This window comes from Streptomyces sp. CNZ301 (genome assembly GCF_004217425.1).
Window position 1 is genome coordinate 3851557 of sequence record NZ_SHLG01000001.1, and the last position, 16721, is coordinate 3868277.

The 16721-nt window shown below is 64.1% G+C and carries 13 protein-coding genes; 3 read left to right on the forward strand and 10 right to left on the reverse strand.

The window, feature by feature from the left end:
- Positions 1–358: 358 nt before the first annotated feature.
- Both EV375_RS16610 and EV375_RS16615 read left to right on the forward strand, forming a co-directional pair.
- Positions 359–1561, forward strand: a complete 1203-nt coding sequence (locus EV375_RS16610; RefSeq protein ID WP_130300120.1) for an IS110 family RNA-guided transposase — start codon at positions 359–361, stop codon at positions 1559–1561.
- Positions 1562–1767: 206 nt separating this feature from the next.
- The gene (locus tag EV375_RS16615) at positions 1768–2100 is read left to right on the forward strand and encodes a hypothetical protein (RefSeq protein ID WP_130300121.1); all 333 of its coding nucleotides are present in this window, start codon (positions 1768–1770) and stop codon (positions 2098–2100) included.
- A 126-nt stretch (positions 2101–2226) separates the two neighbouring features.
- On the opposite strand, the gene EV375_RS29155 is transcribed toward EV375_RS16615, so the two are convergent.
- From EV375_RS29155 to EV375_RS16645, 6 genes are all read right to left on the reverse strand, one after another.
- The gene (locus EV375_RS29155) at positions 2227–2463 is read right to left on the reverse strand and encodes a hypothetical protein (protein WP_165434749.1); all 237 of its coding nucleotides are present in this window, start codon (positions 2461–2463) and stop codon (positions 2227–2229) included.
- Positions 2464–2532: 69 nt separating this feature from the next.
- Positions 2533–3300 carry a PaeR7I family type II restriction endonuclease gene (locus tag EV375_RS16620; RefSeq protein ID WP_130300122.1) on the reverse strand — a complete coding sequence of 256 codons (768 nt, stop codon included), beginning with the start codon at positions 3298–3300 and terminating at the stop codon, positions 2533–2535.
- A 12-nt stretch (positions 3301–3312) separates the two neighbouring features.
- Complete coding sequence (locus tag EV375_RS16625) at positions 3313–4989, reverse strand: Eco57I restriction-modification methylase domain-containing protein (RefSeq protein ID WP_486588519.1); 1677 nt, start codon at positions 4987–4989, stop codon at positions 3313–3315.
- Between the two features lie 384 nt (positions 4990–5373).
- A complete protein-coding gene (locus EV375_RS16630; protein ID WP_130300123.1) occupies positions 5374–7635 on the reverse strand; it encodes an nSTAND3 domain-containing NTPase in 2262 nt (753 codons plus the stop codon).
- A gap of 470 nt (positions 7636–8105) precedes the next feature.
- Positions 8106–9857: a DEAD/DEAH box helicase gene (locus EV375_RS16640; protein WP_130300124.1), complete on the reverse strand. Its 1752-nt coding sequence runs from the start codon at positions 9855–9857 to the stop codon at positions 8106–8108.
- A 107-nt stretch (positions 9858–9964) separates the two neighbouring features.
- Positions 9965–12271, reverse strand: a complete 2307-nt coding sequence (locus EV375_RS16645; RefSeq protein ID WP_130300125.1) for a hypothetical protein — start codon at positions 12269–12271, stop codon at positions 9965–9967.
- Positions 12272–12820: 549 nt separating this feature from the next.
- On the opposite strand from EV375_RS16645, the gene EV375_RS16650 reads away from it, so the two are divergent.
- The gene (locus EV375_RS16650) at positions 12821–13534 is read left to right on the forward strand and encodes a PaeR7I family type II restriction endonuclease (RefSeq protein WP_165434750.1); all 714 of its coding nucleotides are present in this window, start codon (positions 12821–12823) and stop codon (positions 13532–13534) included.
- Between the two features lie 107 nt (positions 13535–13641).
- Here the strand turns inward: EV375_RS16650 and EV375_RS16655 are convergent, their stop codons facing one another.
- From EV375_RS16655 to EV375_RS16675, 4 genes are all read right to left on the reverse strand, one after another.
- Positions 13642–13848, reverse strand: coding sequence for a PaeR7I family type II restriction endonuclease (locus tag EV375_RS16655; RefSeq protein WP_486588744.1), 207 nt, complete (start codon positions 13846–13848; stop codon positions 13642–13644).
- Positions 13849–14061: 213 nt separating this feature from the next.
- Positions 14062–14610 carry a class IV adenylate cyclase gene (locus EV375_RS16660; protein ID WP_130300127.1) on the reverse strand — a complete coding sequence of 183 codons (549 nt, stop codon included), beginning with the start codon at positions 14608–14610 and terminating at the stop codon, positions 14062–14064.
- Between the two features lie 27 nt (positions 14611–14637).
- A complete protein-coding gene (locus tag EV375_RS16665; protein WP_130300128.1) occupies positions 14638–15732 on the reverse strand; it encodes a radical SAM protein in 1095 nt (364 codons plus the stop codon).
- Positions 15733–16186: 454 nt separating this feature from the next.
- On the reverse strand, positions 16187–16621 hold the full coding sequence (locus tag EV375_RS16675; RefSeq protein WP_130300130.1) for an ATP-binding protein: 435 nt from the start codon (positions 16619–16621) through the stop codon (positions 16187–16189).
- Between the last annotated feature and the right edge of the window lie 100 nt (positions 16622–16721).

Genomic DNA, 16721 nt, shown 5'->3' on the forward strand with positions numbered 1-16721 from the left:
CTCTCCTTCTCGTGATGACTAGCCGGTCGCGCTCACAGATCCTGCATGGTCACTGCACTGCAGAGATGCACCTTGCAACCCGACGACCACTCGCCCCCGTTATGTTTTTCGCGGTCCTGCAATGGGGCCGCTGGCCTCCGGGCCCGGTATGACTGTTGCCCCCTGTCGAAGTCGATGACCTGGGGGGTGGTGTCACCGGGTCCGAGGGGTGCCGTCGGAGACGCTGATAAGAGGTCCGACCACCGCCCGGCCGGGCGCAATGCCCGGCCATGTGGGGGCGGCAGGTCTGCATAACGTGGATGCGCGCGTGCGGACCCAACACTGAGGCCGGCATGGCATCAACACACGTGGGGGCACGGTGACCGACATCAGCGACGTAGGCGTCTTCTTCGGCCTGGACGTCGGCAAGAGCGCACATCACGGCCACGGGCTGACCCCGGCCGGGAAGAAGGTGTTCGACAAGGCGCTGCCGAACAACGAGCCGAAACTGCGGGCCGCCTTCGACAAACTCCGCGACAAGTTCGGCACCGTCCTGGTGGTCGTGGACCAGCCCGCCTCCATCGGCGCTCTGCCCCTTGCGGTCGCCCGGGACGCCGGTTGCCAGGTCGCCTACCTGCCTGGCCTGGCGATGCGGCGGATCGCCGACTTGTATCCCGGTGAGGCCAAGACCGACGCGAAAGACGCAACGGTCATCGCGGATGCGGCCCGCACCATGCCCCACACCCTGCGCTCGCTGGAGGTGGGCGATGAGACCACGGCCGAGCTGACCGTGCTCGTCGGCTTCGACCAGGACCTGGCCGCCGAGGCCACCCGCACCTCCAACCGCATCCGAGGCCTGCTCACCCAGTTCCACCCCAGCCTGGAACGCGTCCTCGGCCCACGGCTGGACCATCAGGCCGTCAGCTGGCTCCTGGAGCGCTACGGTTCCCCGGCCGCTCTGCGCAAGGCCGGCCGCCGCCGACTGGTCGAGGTCATCCGACCCAGGGCTCCCCGCATGGCTGAACGGCTCGTCGACGACGTCTTCGCCGCCCTCGACGAACAGACCGTCATCGTTCCCGGAACCTCCACCCTGGACGTGATCGTGCCGTCCCTGGCCAAGTCCCTCGCGGCCGTCCACGAACAACGCCGAACCCTGGAAGCCCAGATCGAGACCCTGCTGGAGGCCCACCCTCTTTCCAAGGTCCTGACGTCGATGCCCGGCGTCGGCGTCAGGACCGCCGCCACTCTCCTGGTCACCATCGGCGACGGCAGCTCGTTCCCGAGCGCCGCCCACCTGGCCTCCTACGCCGGCCTGGCACCGGCGACAAGATCCTCCGGGACCTCGATCCACGGCGAACACGCCCCCAGAAGCGGAAACCGGCAGCTCAAACGCGCGATGTTCCTCTCCGCCTTCGCTGCCCTCCACGACCCCAACTCCCGTGGCTACTACGACAGATGCCGAGCCCGAGGCAAAACCCACACTCAAGCCCTCCTCCGCCTCGCCCGCCACCGCACCAGCGTCCTCTTCGCCATGCTCAGAGACGGCACCTACTACGAACCCCGCACCCCAGCCACCGCTTGACGAAAGACATAGAGGCACCCCCCAGGACGATGTCAGCCGAAGTCAGGTACCCGGGCGGTAGCACACGAGCGTCCACCGCAAGCCTCCCTGGACCAACTCCTCAACGTGATCGACAGGTTTTATAGGTTGATAAGCCTGTCATGGGGCGTTAGAGTCGTTGCAGCGGCTGAACAACTCAGTCGAACAAGTCAACAGTTGGGGGTTAGATGCTGGCAGTGGACGTGCGGCAGTCCCTGAAGGACGGCGAGACCGTCGAGGCCGGAGCATCCCGTTGGTGGAAGTTCGCGGCGGAGACTATCGAGCAGCACGGCGACTACCTGTTGGCCTTCGTTGATGGACAGGTCTGCGTGGGAGCCTTCGAGATCCTGGGTGCCGAGCCGGACGAGGAGGCCGGCGGCAAGTACGTCTTCGATCTGCGACCCGCGCCCCGTTTCCAGTGGGCGCTGGGGAAGAAGCTGCCGCTGCAGGCGGCGCGTAACCCGGTTCGTGTCTTGTCAGGGCAGGCACTGCGGGAGTTCCTCGACTCCGATCCTCGGTAAGTAAGGCTCTGGGTGCGGCCGCCGAGGCGGCCGCACCCACCTGCGTCAGCCCCTCCTGTCGGCTGACGCAGTGCGTGCCGCAACATCTGCAGGGCCGGGCATGCCGAGATCAACGACGGCGGCGGTCTAGGCGATGAGGTTGTCGCGGATGTCGAGGGGACGGGGCCGTTGGGTCGGATAGCGGACATCTGACACAGCTGTGCTCGTGGAAACAGCTGGAGCCGTAGGCGCGTCCGCAGTCACCGAGCGCCACCTGGCGAGTTCGAAGTGGCCGAGGAACTCCTCCCGCTCCTTCTTGGTGGGACCGGCCCTCCTCGCTGGGCCCCAGCTCGCGTCGGCGGGCGATGAACGCGCGGTGCCCATTGATGGCTTCCTCGGGGTAGACCGGCTGACGACCTCGTCGCCCCTCAGGGGTTGGTGCGGTGCTGACGCTCAGTTCGTCGGGTCGGTGAAGAGTGTGCTCTGGGGCCAATCCGCTTTGGGTAGACCCAGTTCCTCCAGGTAGGAGAGGCGCGAGTTTATGGCGGCTGAGAAGTGTCGCCAGTCGAGGCTGGGTACTGGCTCGGTCGGTTTGGAGTCAGAGGCTGAGGAAGTGACGTAGCAGACTGCGTCGTAGAGCTGCTCAGACATGAGCCGTTCGCAAAAGATGCCGAAGCGGTCTTGGTAAGAGGTTCCGTGCCAGATGTGGTCGACGGGCAGTGCACCCTTCGCGGTCCGGACAGGCCGACGTGAGCCTTCCTCGTCCTGCATGATGAAGAAGTAGCCGAGCCACGGCTTCTCCCCCGGGTACAGGTCGGCCAGGGCCGCTCGACGTAGATCCACGGCGCTACCGAGGGCTTCTTCGACTCGGTTGTTGTAGTTGTTGCCGAACGACGGTCCGCCGAGTGCCTTCAGCTCGAAGGCCGCTACGAGGGTGTCCTCGTATGCCACGACAACATCCCACTGCTTCTGCGGCCTGTAGTAGCCGGGCAGTTCGAGACCCTGCGGCTTGCTGATCCGGATGCTCTCGGGTGGGTAGCCGGCTTCGAGAAAGAACTTCGCCAGAAGCGTGGCGATGGGGTCGAAGTGCTTGCCGCCTCTCACGGAACCTGCCGTCCCTGCTCCGACTGCCTTCTTGATCGCAGACTGGTCGATCTGCGTCTGCTTGGCGCCCCAGTACGCTGCGACAGCTTCCTCGAAGTCTTGGCGGGTGACCGTCAAGGACCGTTCCTCCTAGTCAGGCAGCTCGGCGAGCCCGTAGACACGCAACGCAGCCTCGGTGGCGGCATTCACATCTCGCTGGTCGAAGGCTTCAGCCAAAGCCGCCCGATCGCACTCAGCGATCGCGTCCGGATCCGGCACGCGGATCTTGCGGAGGTATTGGGCCTGGAAACGAAGGGTCCCCCCACGCATCTTCACCGCGTATGCCTCCACGAACGCCTCCGCGATCTTGGACAGCAGCAGGCCCCCGAGTACGCGCATGTCCCAGACGTCCGAGACGATGTAGTACAGGTTGTGGTGAGGGTACAGCCCGCCCTCATCAAGCACCGGATGGATCGTCAGTTTCATGTCAGGCAGAAGCAGCTTCTGTCGTTGCGTCAGCCGGTGATCGACCTTGTCGATGGTCTTGTACCACCGGGCTGGTGCCTTGGCTGCGATGTATCGCTTACGCAAGGCGTCGCCGTACTGCTCGAAGTGGGAAGCCAGGCGCGGGTAGTCAGCAAGATCCACCAGCTCACCGTGTCTGGTCCAGGGGTTCATCAAGTAGGTACCGCTCCAGTGGAGGCGGCCGCTGGTGGTGTCGCGGACCATAGCCATCGGAAGAAGCCGGTCCTCCTCGGCCAGGCTTGCGTCCTTGGTGAGAAAGACCTTGTCAGCGCCTGTGGCGATGCCGATGCCCACACGAGTTCCCGTAGTCCCGTCCTCCAGCAGCCGGAATCGTTCGCCCAGCTCCTTGAGCACTGCGAGCCGGGCAGGTGACGCGGCCGGCCAAGAGTCCTCCTCCGGAAACCAGCGGGGTAGGCGCACTGCCTGGAACGACTTAGTGGTGATCGGAGTCTGTACGGCAGCTGTGCACCATTTCAGGAAGCTGCGTGCCTCGTCCTGTCCGAATGACCTGGAGGTGTCCGCAGCGACCGCGGCGCTTTGCGACTTGTTCGAGATGATCGTGATCGCTGGATAGGCAGAGACCTGATCATGGAATGCGTCCACGTCGTGCATGGCCAGGACCACGTCCATGCAGAAGTGCCGCGTCACCAACTGACGCAATCTGCGCCCGTATTGGTTGCGCATCCAGCGGTCGGCGCAGATGAAGCCCAATCGGCCCTGGGGCTTGAGGCTTCTCAGCGCCTTCTCGTAGAAGCCCACATAGATGTCTGCTCGCCCGCCCATAGTGGAGCAAGCGCTGCGGTAAGCCGCCATGCGATCGTCTGGTACGTCTTCAAGTCTGATGTACGGAGGGTTACCGACCACGAAGTCTGCAGGATGTTCCGAGTCCGCCTGAAGCAGATAGTCCCCCTGCTGAACCCACGCTGCTGCTACGTCGGCCGCGTCAAGCGAGTCCCATCCATCGGCGTGCAGGCGCTCTACCACCAGCTTCCGGCTCTGCTCAACGTGGGGAGGCAAGAGATCAAACGCTCGGACCGCGGCAACAGCATCGGTGATAGGTCGGTGGTGAGAACGACACGAGGCGCTGATCCGTGACGCAATGGCTCCGAGAAACGCGCCCTCGCCGCAGGCGGGTTCCACGATTGTCGCGAGGCACAGGTCCTTCCCGGGCGTGTAGCCGAGCAAGTCGAGCATCAACTCGACTACCCAGCGGCGGGTGAAGACCTCGCCATGCTCGACTGCCTCGGGGGGAACCTCGGGCAGCTCCTGCTGGGCCATGTCGAACAGCGGGAAATTGGACACGGCCTGACCTTACAAGCGCAGCTGGTGGCAGCCACCTGCCGCCCGACACGGACGAGTGAAGATCGACCTGGAGGCAAGTGAACTCATCAGCAAGGCCGGGACTGGCAGCAGAGTTGCCGGTTCCCGGTCTTGCTGACTGGAATCTCAGGCCACTGTGGTGGAAGCGGCCGTCGTCCACTCGATCGAGGTGCCGGTGGCCATCAGCGGTAGTGAGGGTGGTCTGTTAGCTGATGACGCGCACGATCATCGCGGTGAGTTGAGGCGCTGAAGTCTTGTGCTTACGCGCGGCCAGGCGGTCGCCGGAGCAGCGGTCGATGATGCTCGTTAGGGGCTGCCCCAAGGGCTTTTCAGGGCTTCCTCTTGGGGCTCATTAAGGGCAACTGTTCAGCCCAGCCCGTCCGACTCCGCGTTGCCGAGGTTGCTCATGAACTCCGCGACGACGCCCTGCTCACGAAGGGGGTTGGCTGGCAGCTTGACCGGTCGGCCTCGGTCCGGTGAGCGCTCGGCCAGGGAGCGCCATGCCGCCTCCCGCGCCTGGGTTAGCTGCTCCCGTACCCGGTCGACGGCCCTGAACTCTTCCTCGTACAGCAGGTGGGCCTCGTTGTCGGCAAGGAAGCTCAGCAGCGCTTCGAGAAAACCGATGCTGGTCTCGCTGAGGCCCCCGGGTTCGGCGGCGAGTTCACGCAGTTCCTCCAGGGCACACTCCACCATGTCGTCCAGCAGCGGCGTTCCCTCGGCGAACCATCCGATCGGCTCGTCAAGATACGCATACCAGTTGTTCACCTCGACCCAGCCGGCGGCCACACGCTCCGAGATCTGGCTGCTGACATGGTCGTCGACCAGGGCGCGGAACTCGTCGGAGACCTCCTGCGTGATCAGTCGGCTGCCGTCCAGCGAGTTCGCGAGCCGGAGCAGATCCTTCGTGTTCTCCGACCACCGCGGCAGTTCCAGGGCCCGTTGCGCCACGTAGTCCGCCAGTGACGAGGAGCCTATGATCTCCGCAGTGTCGAGGGTCCACTCAAGGTGGTACTCGCTGTCGTCCTCCACGGTGTCTTTTGCCCCAAGGACTGCGGAGGTCAACTCCTCCTTAAGCTGAATCAGTTGTGCGAGAATGCCGCCGCCGTCCGCCAACCGTCCGGCATCCACGAGGCGTTCGACCTGCTGCATCTCGCCGCAGGAGGCGAGCAGTGCACCCAACTGCCCCCGGCCGGCGTTGAGATGGAAGCGGATGTAGTCGGCGATCGACGGGTTATGGAAGGAGACGGCACCTTCGTCGATGACGAGCATGGTTCCGTCGAGCACCTGGAGCGCGAGACGGAAGCGGCGGCCGTCCGCCTCTCGGTCCAATTCCCGGCGATACCAGGTCCAAGTCTCCTCCAGTTCGACGAGTCCGACGGACTCGTACGTGAAGAGGATCTCCAGCAAGTGCACGGCTTCTTCCGTGAGTTCGTTCTCGACGATGCGTTCCCATATCCGCTGAGGATTGTCCAGGTTGGCGACCATGGCGGTAGCGACGTCCGGTTCGCGCTTCAGGTCGATGCGCAGAGTCTCCTCGATCAGGCGCGGGCTGAAGTTGCGGTGGCTAACCACGGGCAGCCAGACGTCGCGGGCGGCAAACTGCCTTTTCTGTCGTGGACGGAGAGCCGAGCGGTGAACGTGGTTGTAGAGGATCCGCCCGCGGGTCAGCAGATCCAGGTCGGTGAGGCGAATACCAGTGAGAGCGTCCCGCACATCGTCAGAGGCCAGCCGATCGTGCTTGCGGCCCGCCTCCTCCAGGATGTAGTGGCGGGTCGTCATGACCAAGGCCTTGTCGGGCGCGTCTCGTATCGCGCGTATCACGGACAGCAGGCGCGCGTCCTCGTTCTTGCCGAACTGGGGCAGCAGCGTGGTCTGGCCCAGGAAGTCGTCGTAGAGGAAGAGTTGGGGCACGTCGTCGCGCCAGAGTTCTGTGACCTCGTCGATGTCCTCGCTGATCTCATGCACCTCCCAGCCGTGGCCCATCCGCCAGGCGGCGAGCATGCGCGCGACCGTGGTCTTCCCGGCACCGGGGATGCCGGTCACGATGCACACGTGCTGCTCGTCGAGGAGCCGCCGGGCACGCGCGAAGCCCTCGTGCGGGACGAACGTCTGGGCCACCTTCGCCAGCTCGCGCCGCAGCCAGTCGGAGCGCAATAGCGGGCCCTTGTGTAGCAGCGCGCCAAGTGCCGCCGTACCGCTGAGCCAGAGCCGGAAGTGCCGCTCCACCAGCTGCGGTCGCTCCCGCAGGGCGGCCACGATGTCATCCACGCCGTGGATGTCCTCGGTGGACCGGATGTGCGGGGCGAAGGCAGCGCGCAGCTTTTCCTTCGCGTCGACGGTCAACTCGACCGTGGTGGCGACGACATAGCGGTCCGGGTTCAGAGCGGCGACCTTGGGGACCTCCTCGTCGGTCAGGTGGGCCAGGAGTTTCGCGCGGCCGCTGCGGTACCAATGCTTGCACTGGACAATCGTGCAAGGACCGCCCTCCGGGGCATGGCGCAGGTCGACGCCCCGGTCCCGGCCGCGCGGAAAGATCTCCAGTGGCACGCCCAGGAGCTCCGTAAACAGGTCCCGGCACACCTCCTCGAAGTCGTGGTCTGTCAGCCGCCCCAGCTCAAAGGAATCCATGCCGCCTTCGCCCGTGCACCCCGGTACCCCTCGGTCCTCCCGCGGGGCTCGATCGGACCCATTCTCCACGACGCGGCCTTAGCGTTGGCTGTTCCGCCCTTCATCGGCAGGATCCCGGAGCTGGTGACACTCACTGATCGTTTCGGAATGGGACGGGCTGGCCGGACGGCCTTCAGTCGTCGAGGAGTTTCAAACGCCTACGCCATCCGCTACGAGATACGCGCCGACCTACACCATGGACTCCTCCAACTCGCCTGCGCCATCATCTGCTTGAGGCGGCTATGGAGCGCATTCTGAAACGATCAGTAAGGGACGTGTGTGTCCTGACCTACGGCTTCTGGTCATGAGCCCAACCGCTACGGATGTATCGCTGAACGGCGGTGAACGAGACCGAGACTGAGACCAGCGGTCGTCTACGTTGCCTCTCTAGGACGGCAGAGTCGGGAGGCTGGGGTGGGCCAGTGACCGAGTCACCGCTCACTTCGTTCCATGTCCTGACCTTGCGGATGTAGCAGTTCCCGGAGTGCATCGACGTCACCCAAAACTGCGGCCACGGAATCACCATCCGTCATGGTCGGGTCAGCAACCGGCAGGAGGGTGTGATCATTCAGTGCCACAGCCAAGGCCGCGACCTTGGCATTGAGGACTGTGGAGACGCGTTCGTCGATCGTGTCCTCAGCAGTCAGGACAGTGCATGTGGGACGTGAACGTGGGGGCAAGCCAAGGCGGTGTGTCCTGTCGATCGCTTGCAGCCACGTACCCGCTGAGTAACCCCGGTCGACGTGTACCTGGTCGACTGCGGCGTGATGTAGAGAGACGCCCTCTCCGAGGGTCTGAGGCGTTGCAATGAGTGCCCAGCAGTCATCACTCCATCGAAACTGCTCCAGCTGCCGTCGGCGATCGGTTGGTGCCGCTGCATCATCGACAGGAGTTGCCCCAGTGATCACAGCTGGATTGTGCTGGTTCAGCGCTGTCGTGAGTGCAGTGATGTTGGCGACGAAGCTGGACCACACGACGGTCTTGCGGCCAAGCGCTCGATTCTCTGCGACGAGCTGGGCCGCGCGCACGATCTTGGCAGGGCGGACGTGTCTGGTGGGGTCGTCGATCAATGAGCGAAGATCGACGAACTCAGGGCGATCGAAGGGGATCGACCAGGGCCGACCAGGCCTAAATACGGCCGCGGGGTTGGTTGCGGCTGCGATCAGGTGCATCAGTGCGCGCCCTGCTTCAGCTGCGAGGTTGTCGGTGTCTCGCGCCGCGTGCGCCCATGCCGAAACTCGTGCTGTCATCGCGTCGTATAGGGCCCGATGGGGGCCATCCAGTGCAATCCGTTCGACCCGCACGTCTAGCGGCGGGAGATCCAAGTCCTCCTTGGTGGCTCGTACGTAAGCGCGCTCTCTGAGGTGAGACAGGTCGCCGTGGACGAGCCGACCCCCTTGGCCCGGCCAGACAAGGTCGAAGACGGACTCAAGATCCGAGGGCTTGTTCGGCATCGGAGTTCCGGTCAGCACCATCGTCGAGTCTGACCGATGTGAGAGTGCGGCAGCTTCAGCACCGCGTCTTGATGCTGCGCCCGCCTTCGCTCGATGAGCCTCGTCGAAGACGGTGAGGACCTTGCGGTTGCGAGCCCAGCCGGCGAGCCCTGCTCGGACGGCGGTGTCGCCCAGGCGCTCGTAATTGAGTACCACGACTGTGTCCCGACGGGCGGGACTATCTGGGCGAATGGCGACGACCGGAGCTAGGCCGTCAGCAAAGCATGCTTGGGCTTCTTCCTCCCAAGCCTCGAAGGCGGACGGTGGCGCAACTACAAGCATCGCATGTGCCGAACCACGTGAACGCAGTGCTGTGAAGACGGCGTAGGCCACTGTGGTCTTTCCGGAGCCAGGGACGGAGAAGTTTGCCCCTCCGCCCGCGAACAGCAGGCGCGCCACGGCGATCCGTTGGAATGGGCGAAGCTCTCGGACAAATCCCAGCGTGGTCAAGTCAACGTCAGCCGGCCACTCAGACTGCGCGTTGATATCAGTGACGAGCAGTCGGTCTAGCTCGGTTGAGCCTTTGGCGACGCCATCACGCAGACGTACGGCCGCGTGTGTCCACACCCAATGGATGACCGTGGCGGGGTGACGAGTTAGGAGCTTGGGCAGGACCGCCGCGCGATGTCGATGCACTGTTACCGCTGCCGGTGCAATGCCATATGCATTGGGCCGGATCAGGTTCACCATTGAGTCCCACCACTGATCCGTGACCCCGTCTGGTCGGAGAACTACCGGCCGTCCTTCAGGATTCACCTCAACCCGGCCCGGTGCGCGGCCGTCGGGGGCCGGCCGGGTCACTGCCGCACCTGCTGCTTGAGGTAGGCGACGACGCCGCGCTTGAGGAAATTGCGGAGCTTGTCCAGGGATTCGTCTGCCCCGTTCTCTACCTCCAGGTCGATCCCGACCTTGTCGATCATGAAGGGAACGCTCTCGTCCTCAGGATCGAAGTCGTCCTCGTCGACGCCTGCCAACTGAGCGTTCGCTCGGATCTGCGAGAGCACCGAGACCCTGTTGGCGAGGTCGTCGATGGCGTTGACCAGGGCGACCATCGCCTCACCCCAGTCCTTATCGTTGGACAGTCCATCGATACCTTCCGTCCCGGGACCGTCGGGTTGATTGGCTTCCTCACGTAGATCGAGTTCAAGTTGTGAGGGACTGCCGGCGTAGGGGTCAGCAGTGTCAGCCCGATCGGCTGGCTTGCCGCTGCTGTCGGGTGACTTGTACCAGCGGAGGCGCAACCACTCCTCGAGCATCTCCTCGTGGGTCTCCGGGTCTCGTGGAACGACCGGAGTCGCGATAGTGGCTGCGTCAATGATTGCTTCGAGTTGATCGATGCCTTGAGGCGAGCGGACGGCGTGGAAGCAAATAACGTCCGCCTCGACTTTGGTCACACCGCCGCGGCCGCCGCGACCGGAGATCGTCAATGAGGACGGGAGCCGGCGGGTCCGTACCTCGCCATTCTCGTCCTTGCCGAAGGCGTAGCGGTAGTTCCGCAATGCAGGATTTGCAGCATGTGCGACCAACGCCATGACAGCGAGGGCACGTTGATGCTCACCTAGCTCGCGTGGGTTGCCAGCGCTGATGGCATTCAACAGCTCCTTGCGTGCCCCATCGGCAATCCGGCTGGTGTCGAGATCGATCAACCGGGTCCAGTTACCAGTCTGCTGCCGAATATCGCGCAGTTCCGGCTTGCGGAATGAGCGGGAGATTGCCGCGGTGAACTGGCCCATCTCTCCATCGCCGTCGAGTCCGGCAACGAGTCCGGCGAGAGAGGCAGTCGTCGTGGCTGCCTGCAGTGGGGAGTTCGAAACGCGTAGCCGCTTGAGGGTCTGGCGCACTGTGGGGTATCGCCCCGGAACCGCTGGGTCGTCCACGACCGTGGAGGCCATCACCGCGACGGTTGCCACAACCCGGTTTCGATATGGGGCTTGCTGGCTATCATCTGCCCAGGGCACCTCTACGTCACCGAAGAAGATCTTGCGCTCTTCAGTGGTGATGAAGTTATGCCGCACCAGATCGTTAACGACAGTGCGTGCTTTGAACGCCTCATCGTCAGCCTTCCCCCACAGCGTCGGGTTCTGGCCTTTGACGTGGAACCGCGCCATGTCGGCGTACACCACATCGTGATCGGTGTTCTCCCGGTACGGCCGGACAGCGATGCCGATGTCCATGCGGGCCGTCATCATCCTGATGGTCGCGAGCGCCTCGGGGGACGCTCCAGCCACCCATGCTTCGACCCCAGCCCGAGTCTGAGGACTAGGCCAGACCTCGAAGGGCGCCTCCTCGAACCGGAGCGCGCTATGCGCCGCCAAGATTGAGTCGGGCGTGTGGCAGCGAACGGTGTGAGTGCCGTCTGGATTCTCCCAGTGCAGGGTGGAGAGATCGGCGCTCGTCATCATCAACTGCCCCATGAATGACTGGGCAACGGTCACCCGAGTCCAACCGTCGTCAGTCTCGACGATGTGGCCATGCTCGTCCTCCGACACGTGGAGGTCGTAGACGTAGCCGCGCAACTCCTCTCGGATGCCCTCCAACGCGAGTGAATCAGCAAATTCCTTCTCAGCAGAGGTGATATAGGCGTCTGGCTTACGGACCTCCTTTTGCGCGTCGGTGATGAGGCGGAGATGGTCGGCGGATCGGGCGTGGATCCTCAGGTTGGCGCCCACTTCATGGATGAGGGACTCTCCGTCCCGTCGCATCTTCCGCTGGGCCGACGCTGCCATCCGGGGCTGGACGGTAGCCGGGCGCACCAACGGGACGAAGACTTCCAGCTGCGCCACAGAGAACTGCCCAGCGTGGTTACGTCGCCAATTGGCGCGTCGGACTGCGCTGACGTTGTGCTTGGTGGCTGAGATCGCCTCGATCGCACGGACCACACTGGCCGGCGTTGCTGACGGATGGCATCCATGTGCCTTGCCGTACCAATCCATAACGGCTTTGCCGAGCTCGGTTGGTGGCACCCCGTCGTCCAGGTTCGGCTCGCCGATCAACGGCTCGAATTTCGGGGGGAGTATGGGGAAGACCCCGTCGACACCTACTGCGTCGGCGATCACTTCGGGGTGGTCGGGCTTCAGGAAGCGGAATGTGCCGGGCCGTGCCATATCAGTAGTTCCCTACTGACACACCCGTATCAGCGCCGGAGCGGTTGCAGCTTGGAATGCCTGGTGGGGAGACGGGTGCGTCGTCGTCACGCCGGGAGGCGCGAGGGTTGGATTGACGACGCGAACGCCGCCCCCACAGAGGCGTGCACCAGAGCTGTCCAGGCGCGTCACAGCGGGCGAGCGAGGGCAGTTGGACTTCCGGCTCGTGGAGCGACCACCCATCGGGGGTGGCTGCTTGATACAAGCTAGCGGGGACGAACGAAGTGCAGTCTAGCTTCGACAGTTTGAGTGCGATGGGAGGCAACTCCCGCTAAAATGCGGGCCTTTGATCGCTCTCTGTGCCGCTTGATGCGGAGCCACCGTGTGGATGGAGTCGACGGAGGTCGGCGGGCTGCACCAGGGATGCTCCAACTCGCCGTTCGCTCTGTAGAGATGGGCGCAGGGTGCAGTTGTCTCGGTGCCCGGTGGGACGACTGTCAGTCCCACCACTCAGACTTGGGCCGACAGAGGTTCGTGAGTTCGAGCCTGTGGCAACGCCGAGCAACGAGGATGGGTGACTTGAAGCCCGAGGTGATTCAGCAAGCCCTCAAGTACTTCTGGGCCAAGCGGGATGAGCAGAGGAAACGCCAGAAGGATGGCGGGAAGGCCGGCGGAGAGGCTCGGGGCAACGGCCACATCAAGGGCTTCGAGCACGCCGTGAGGGAGATCTTCCTCGACTGCGGCATCCCCTCGGAAGACATTCGAACAGGAAAGCCGTACCTGCCGGGGTACTACCGCGTCCGCAAGCAGTGGGATCTGGTCGTCCTCTACAAGGGAGTCCTTGTCGCCGCCCTGGAGTTCAAATCGCAGGTCGGTAGTGTGGGGAAGAACTTCAGCAACCGCTTCGAGGAAGCGCTGGGTAGTGCCACTGACCTGACGGTTGCCCAGAAGAAGAACGGCCCCTTCGGCGCCGTACCGCCATGGCTTGGCTACGTCTTCGTCCTTGAGGAGACGGAAGAAACCGAGAAGCCGAACAGGCAGTCTCACGCCCTGTTTGACACGGATCCTGCCTTCAAGGGGATGTCGTACACCCAGCGCTACCAAGAGATGATCAGCCGCTTCGTGGGCGAGAACGTCTATGACATCGGGTGGTTCATCACCACCCAGAGGGCGGAGGACGGCAGCATCACCTATAAGGAGCCTCTGCCGACGGCGACCGCGCGAGCATTGCAGGTGGCCATCGAAGGCCGAATCAAGCTGGTCAAGGCCATGCTTGGCGAGTGAGCCGTAGGCCCTTTCACCCGGAAGGCATCTGGAGGCAAGGGGCCTTCAGTTCGGCGTACTCCCGCGAGCTGTGAGGGCTTCAGCGGGGAGGGGGAGCCCGAGGTCCTTCAACGACGAAGGTCCACCTCGCTGCCACGTGCTGCCACGACCCGGTTGTTGTAGTTGTTGCTGTACGAGGGCCCGCCAAGCACCGTCTCCTCAAAGGCGACGACGGGTACGCCCTGGTGTACGAATACGAAGTCCCATTGCTTTCGCGGCCGATAAGTAACCGGGCTGCTCCAGGCCTTGGGACTTGCCGACGCGGATGCTCTCAGCGTGAAGCAGGCTGGCGAGTTGGAATCTCAGCCGTGAGCAGGAGTAGTGCTTCCCTGCTCACGGAGCGGGGCTTCTCAGGCAGCAAAGGAGGGGCCACGCACTGGTGAAGAGTCACCCCAGCCGTCAAGACCGTGGGCCGGACGCCTCCCGGACCGACCTCCGATCACCGGTCGAGCAAGTTGGTTCTCCTCGGGACAAGATGGACGGCACAGTTACTGACCGAACGTCAGGGTGGGTTGGGCGAGGATGTCTCGGCCTTGCTCGCTTTTGTAGATGAGGTCGATGCTGCCGTAGCGGGCCTGTTCGTAGTCGAAGCCGAGGTCCGCCACTGCCTTGCGGACGGCCTCTTCAGAGGGGCCTTCGATCTCGATGAAGGTGGGCAGGTCTGGCCACGTGTCGAGGTCGTAGGTGATGTCGCCGAGCTGCCATTCTTCGCGGTAGTTCTGCTGGTACCGGACTTGGCGGAGCCCGGTGGCCTTGAGGAGTTCGGCGGTCTTGTCCAGATCGTCGACCTCGATTTCGATCTCGGTGGTGCCATTGATGGTCGTGGCGTCACTGACCTGCTTGAGGGTCAGTGTGGACTTGCCACCCTCATCTCGGAGTCGGAGCCACTGCTCACCCTGGACAGCGTCGTTCTCGAAGATCAATCGCGTGAACAGAGTCCTGTCGAAGGCTTGTTGGGCGCCGAGGGCGCGGAGTTGATCGCGGACCGTGTTGGTGTCGATGTTGAGGAACTTCGCCTCGTACTCGTGCTGGGCCATGCCTGTGTGCTCCTGGTGATCGTGGTTCTAGGCGGTCAAGTTGCGGAGGTCGTCGTGGCGTACGCGGGCGACCTCGTGGCGCGCGTCGCCGGCTACGAACTCTTCCACGGGCTGGCAGAGGTCCATGCGCTGGATGCAGACGCCGACCTGGAAGGTGCCTTGAGTGTCGCGGTAGAGGCGCAGACCGTAGTAGCCCTCCTCGCAGTCAGTGCCGTTGTTAAAGCGGCAGTTGGAGCAGGTGTCCGGCAGTCTGAGGGGGCGTATGTGCTTGACGGTGAGTTTTCGGCCGTTGGGCATCCGGTAGGTCATGCGGAAGCCGGAGGTGCCGGCAATGAGGCGGACTTCCTGGAGTTCGGCGTCGAGTTGGTCCAGGAGGAGGTCGATGGCGTCCAGGGACTCATTGCCGTCCGCGAGTGAGGAGAGGATCCGGATGGCCAAGGAGGAGCCGTACTTGGCCAGAAGGCGGTGGACCCGCGGTATGTGATGGTGGTTTGGCAGCACCAGGTTGGCTCGGGCATCGATGCCGAGTTCGATGGCTTGCTGGATGGACTCGTCAAGCTGTGTGATCTTGCGTTGCGCGAGGGTCGTGGTTCGGTAGCGGGCATGCTGCACTTGCGCGAGCTCTTCCGGGGTCGTGCCGAAAACGGAGAAGTTGACGTGATCGAGGCCCGCCGCGGCGCAACCAGGGAGGGTGCGGGTGCCGTTTTCGCCGTTCGAGGTGACGCTCACGTCGTAGCCGGCAGCTTTCGCGGTGGCCACGATCTCGGGCAGGCGAGGGTGCAGCGTCGGTTCACCGCCGGTCAGGTGTACTTCCCCCAGCTCGAGAGCATCCCGGAGCCGCTCCAGGGCGGCACGGAAGGTCTCATCGGGGAAGACCGGGGCGCTGAGGAAACCTGCACCGTTGGTGGCCGCGTAGATGGAGACGCGTCCGGAGCGGCCTGCGCCGAGGAAGGCACCATTCCCTGCATCCCGGTTGTCGGTGCTGACCGGGGTGCCTTCGTTGTGGCAGAAGGTGCAGGTCATCCCACAGGAGTCGATGACCTTGACTCGGAGAGTCCGGTCCGTGATCACTCTGACCGGAACCGTGTCGTTGATGCTCTCCAAGGCGCGGTGCTGAATCACGTGAATGCCTCGTTCGGGTAGGCGGGCTGGGTGTGATGCGCGCCCTGGCACGTTCGGTCCGTGCGCTTATCAGGCGGCGATGCGAATGGGCCGCGAAAGCCGTTGAGACTGCTCGGGATGCGGCGTAGGTCACTTGTTGAGCCGGGTAAAAGCCGTACAGCGGCCGCAGCAAGAAGGGTCGGCTCCGTGGAGGCACGTTGAGCGGGCCCGATTGGCGTCGGCTCGCGCCTGGACGGACTGGCCTAGGGACTGGGGGTGGCAGCGACGGCCAGGCCAACAACGAGGCCGCACGAGGCGCTGATGCCGATGATGAAGAGGACTCCGGCGTAACGGCCGATGCGCTGCATCAAGGTCGCCCGGTCTCGGTGTCGTTCAGGCGCGGTTGCGTTCTGGCGTGTTGGCGACTCGGCTGAATGGCGGCTGGGTTCCCGTGGTGATGTCGTGTGCTGCCAGCTCACCGCTGCTCCTGGGGTGCGCGCAGGAGGCGGGCCCAAACTGTCTTGCCGAGCGGCCGGCGCCGCTCGTGTCCCATCTGTGCGGACAGGGCTGAGACGAGGTGCAGGCCGCGGCCGTGCTCGTCCTCGGCCGTGGGAAGAAGGGCCTTCGGTGTGCGGGGGCTGGCGTCGGATACCTCGATCAGGCAGGAGCGTGAGTTCGAGGTCAGGGCGACTTCGAAGAGATGCCCGGGGACATGGCCATGCTGCACGGCGTTGGTCGCCAATTCGCAGGCGACCAAGAGGATTCGGCCGGTGTCCTCCTGCGCGTACATCCAGTGATCGAGGTTCATCTCCACCTGACGCCGCACCAGAGGCACGCAGCGAGCCGTGGAGCTGAACTGCATGCGCCATGTCTCGGCGGTTCGTTGATCGGGCGTGGCCATTGCGTTCATCGCGTCCCCTCGTCGCGGGCGGCTTGGAGGGACAGCTCACCGCGAGAGGCCATCACCGGATCAGGCCATGATGGTTACCCAACGTGGGTAACATGCCTCA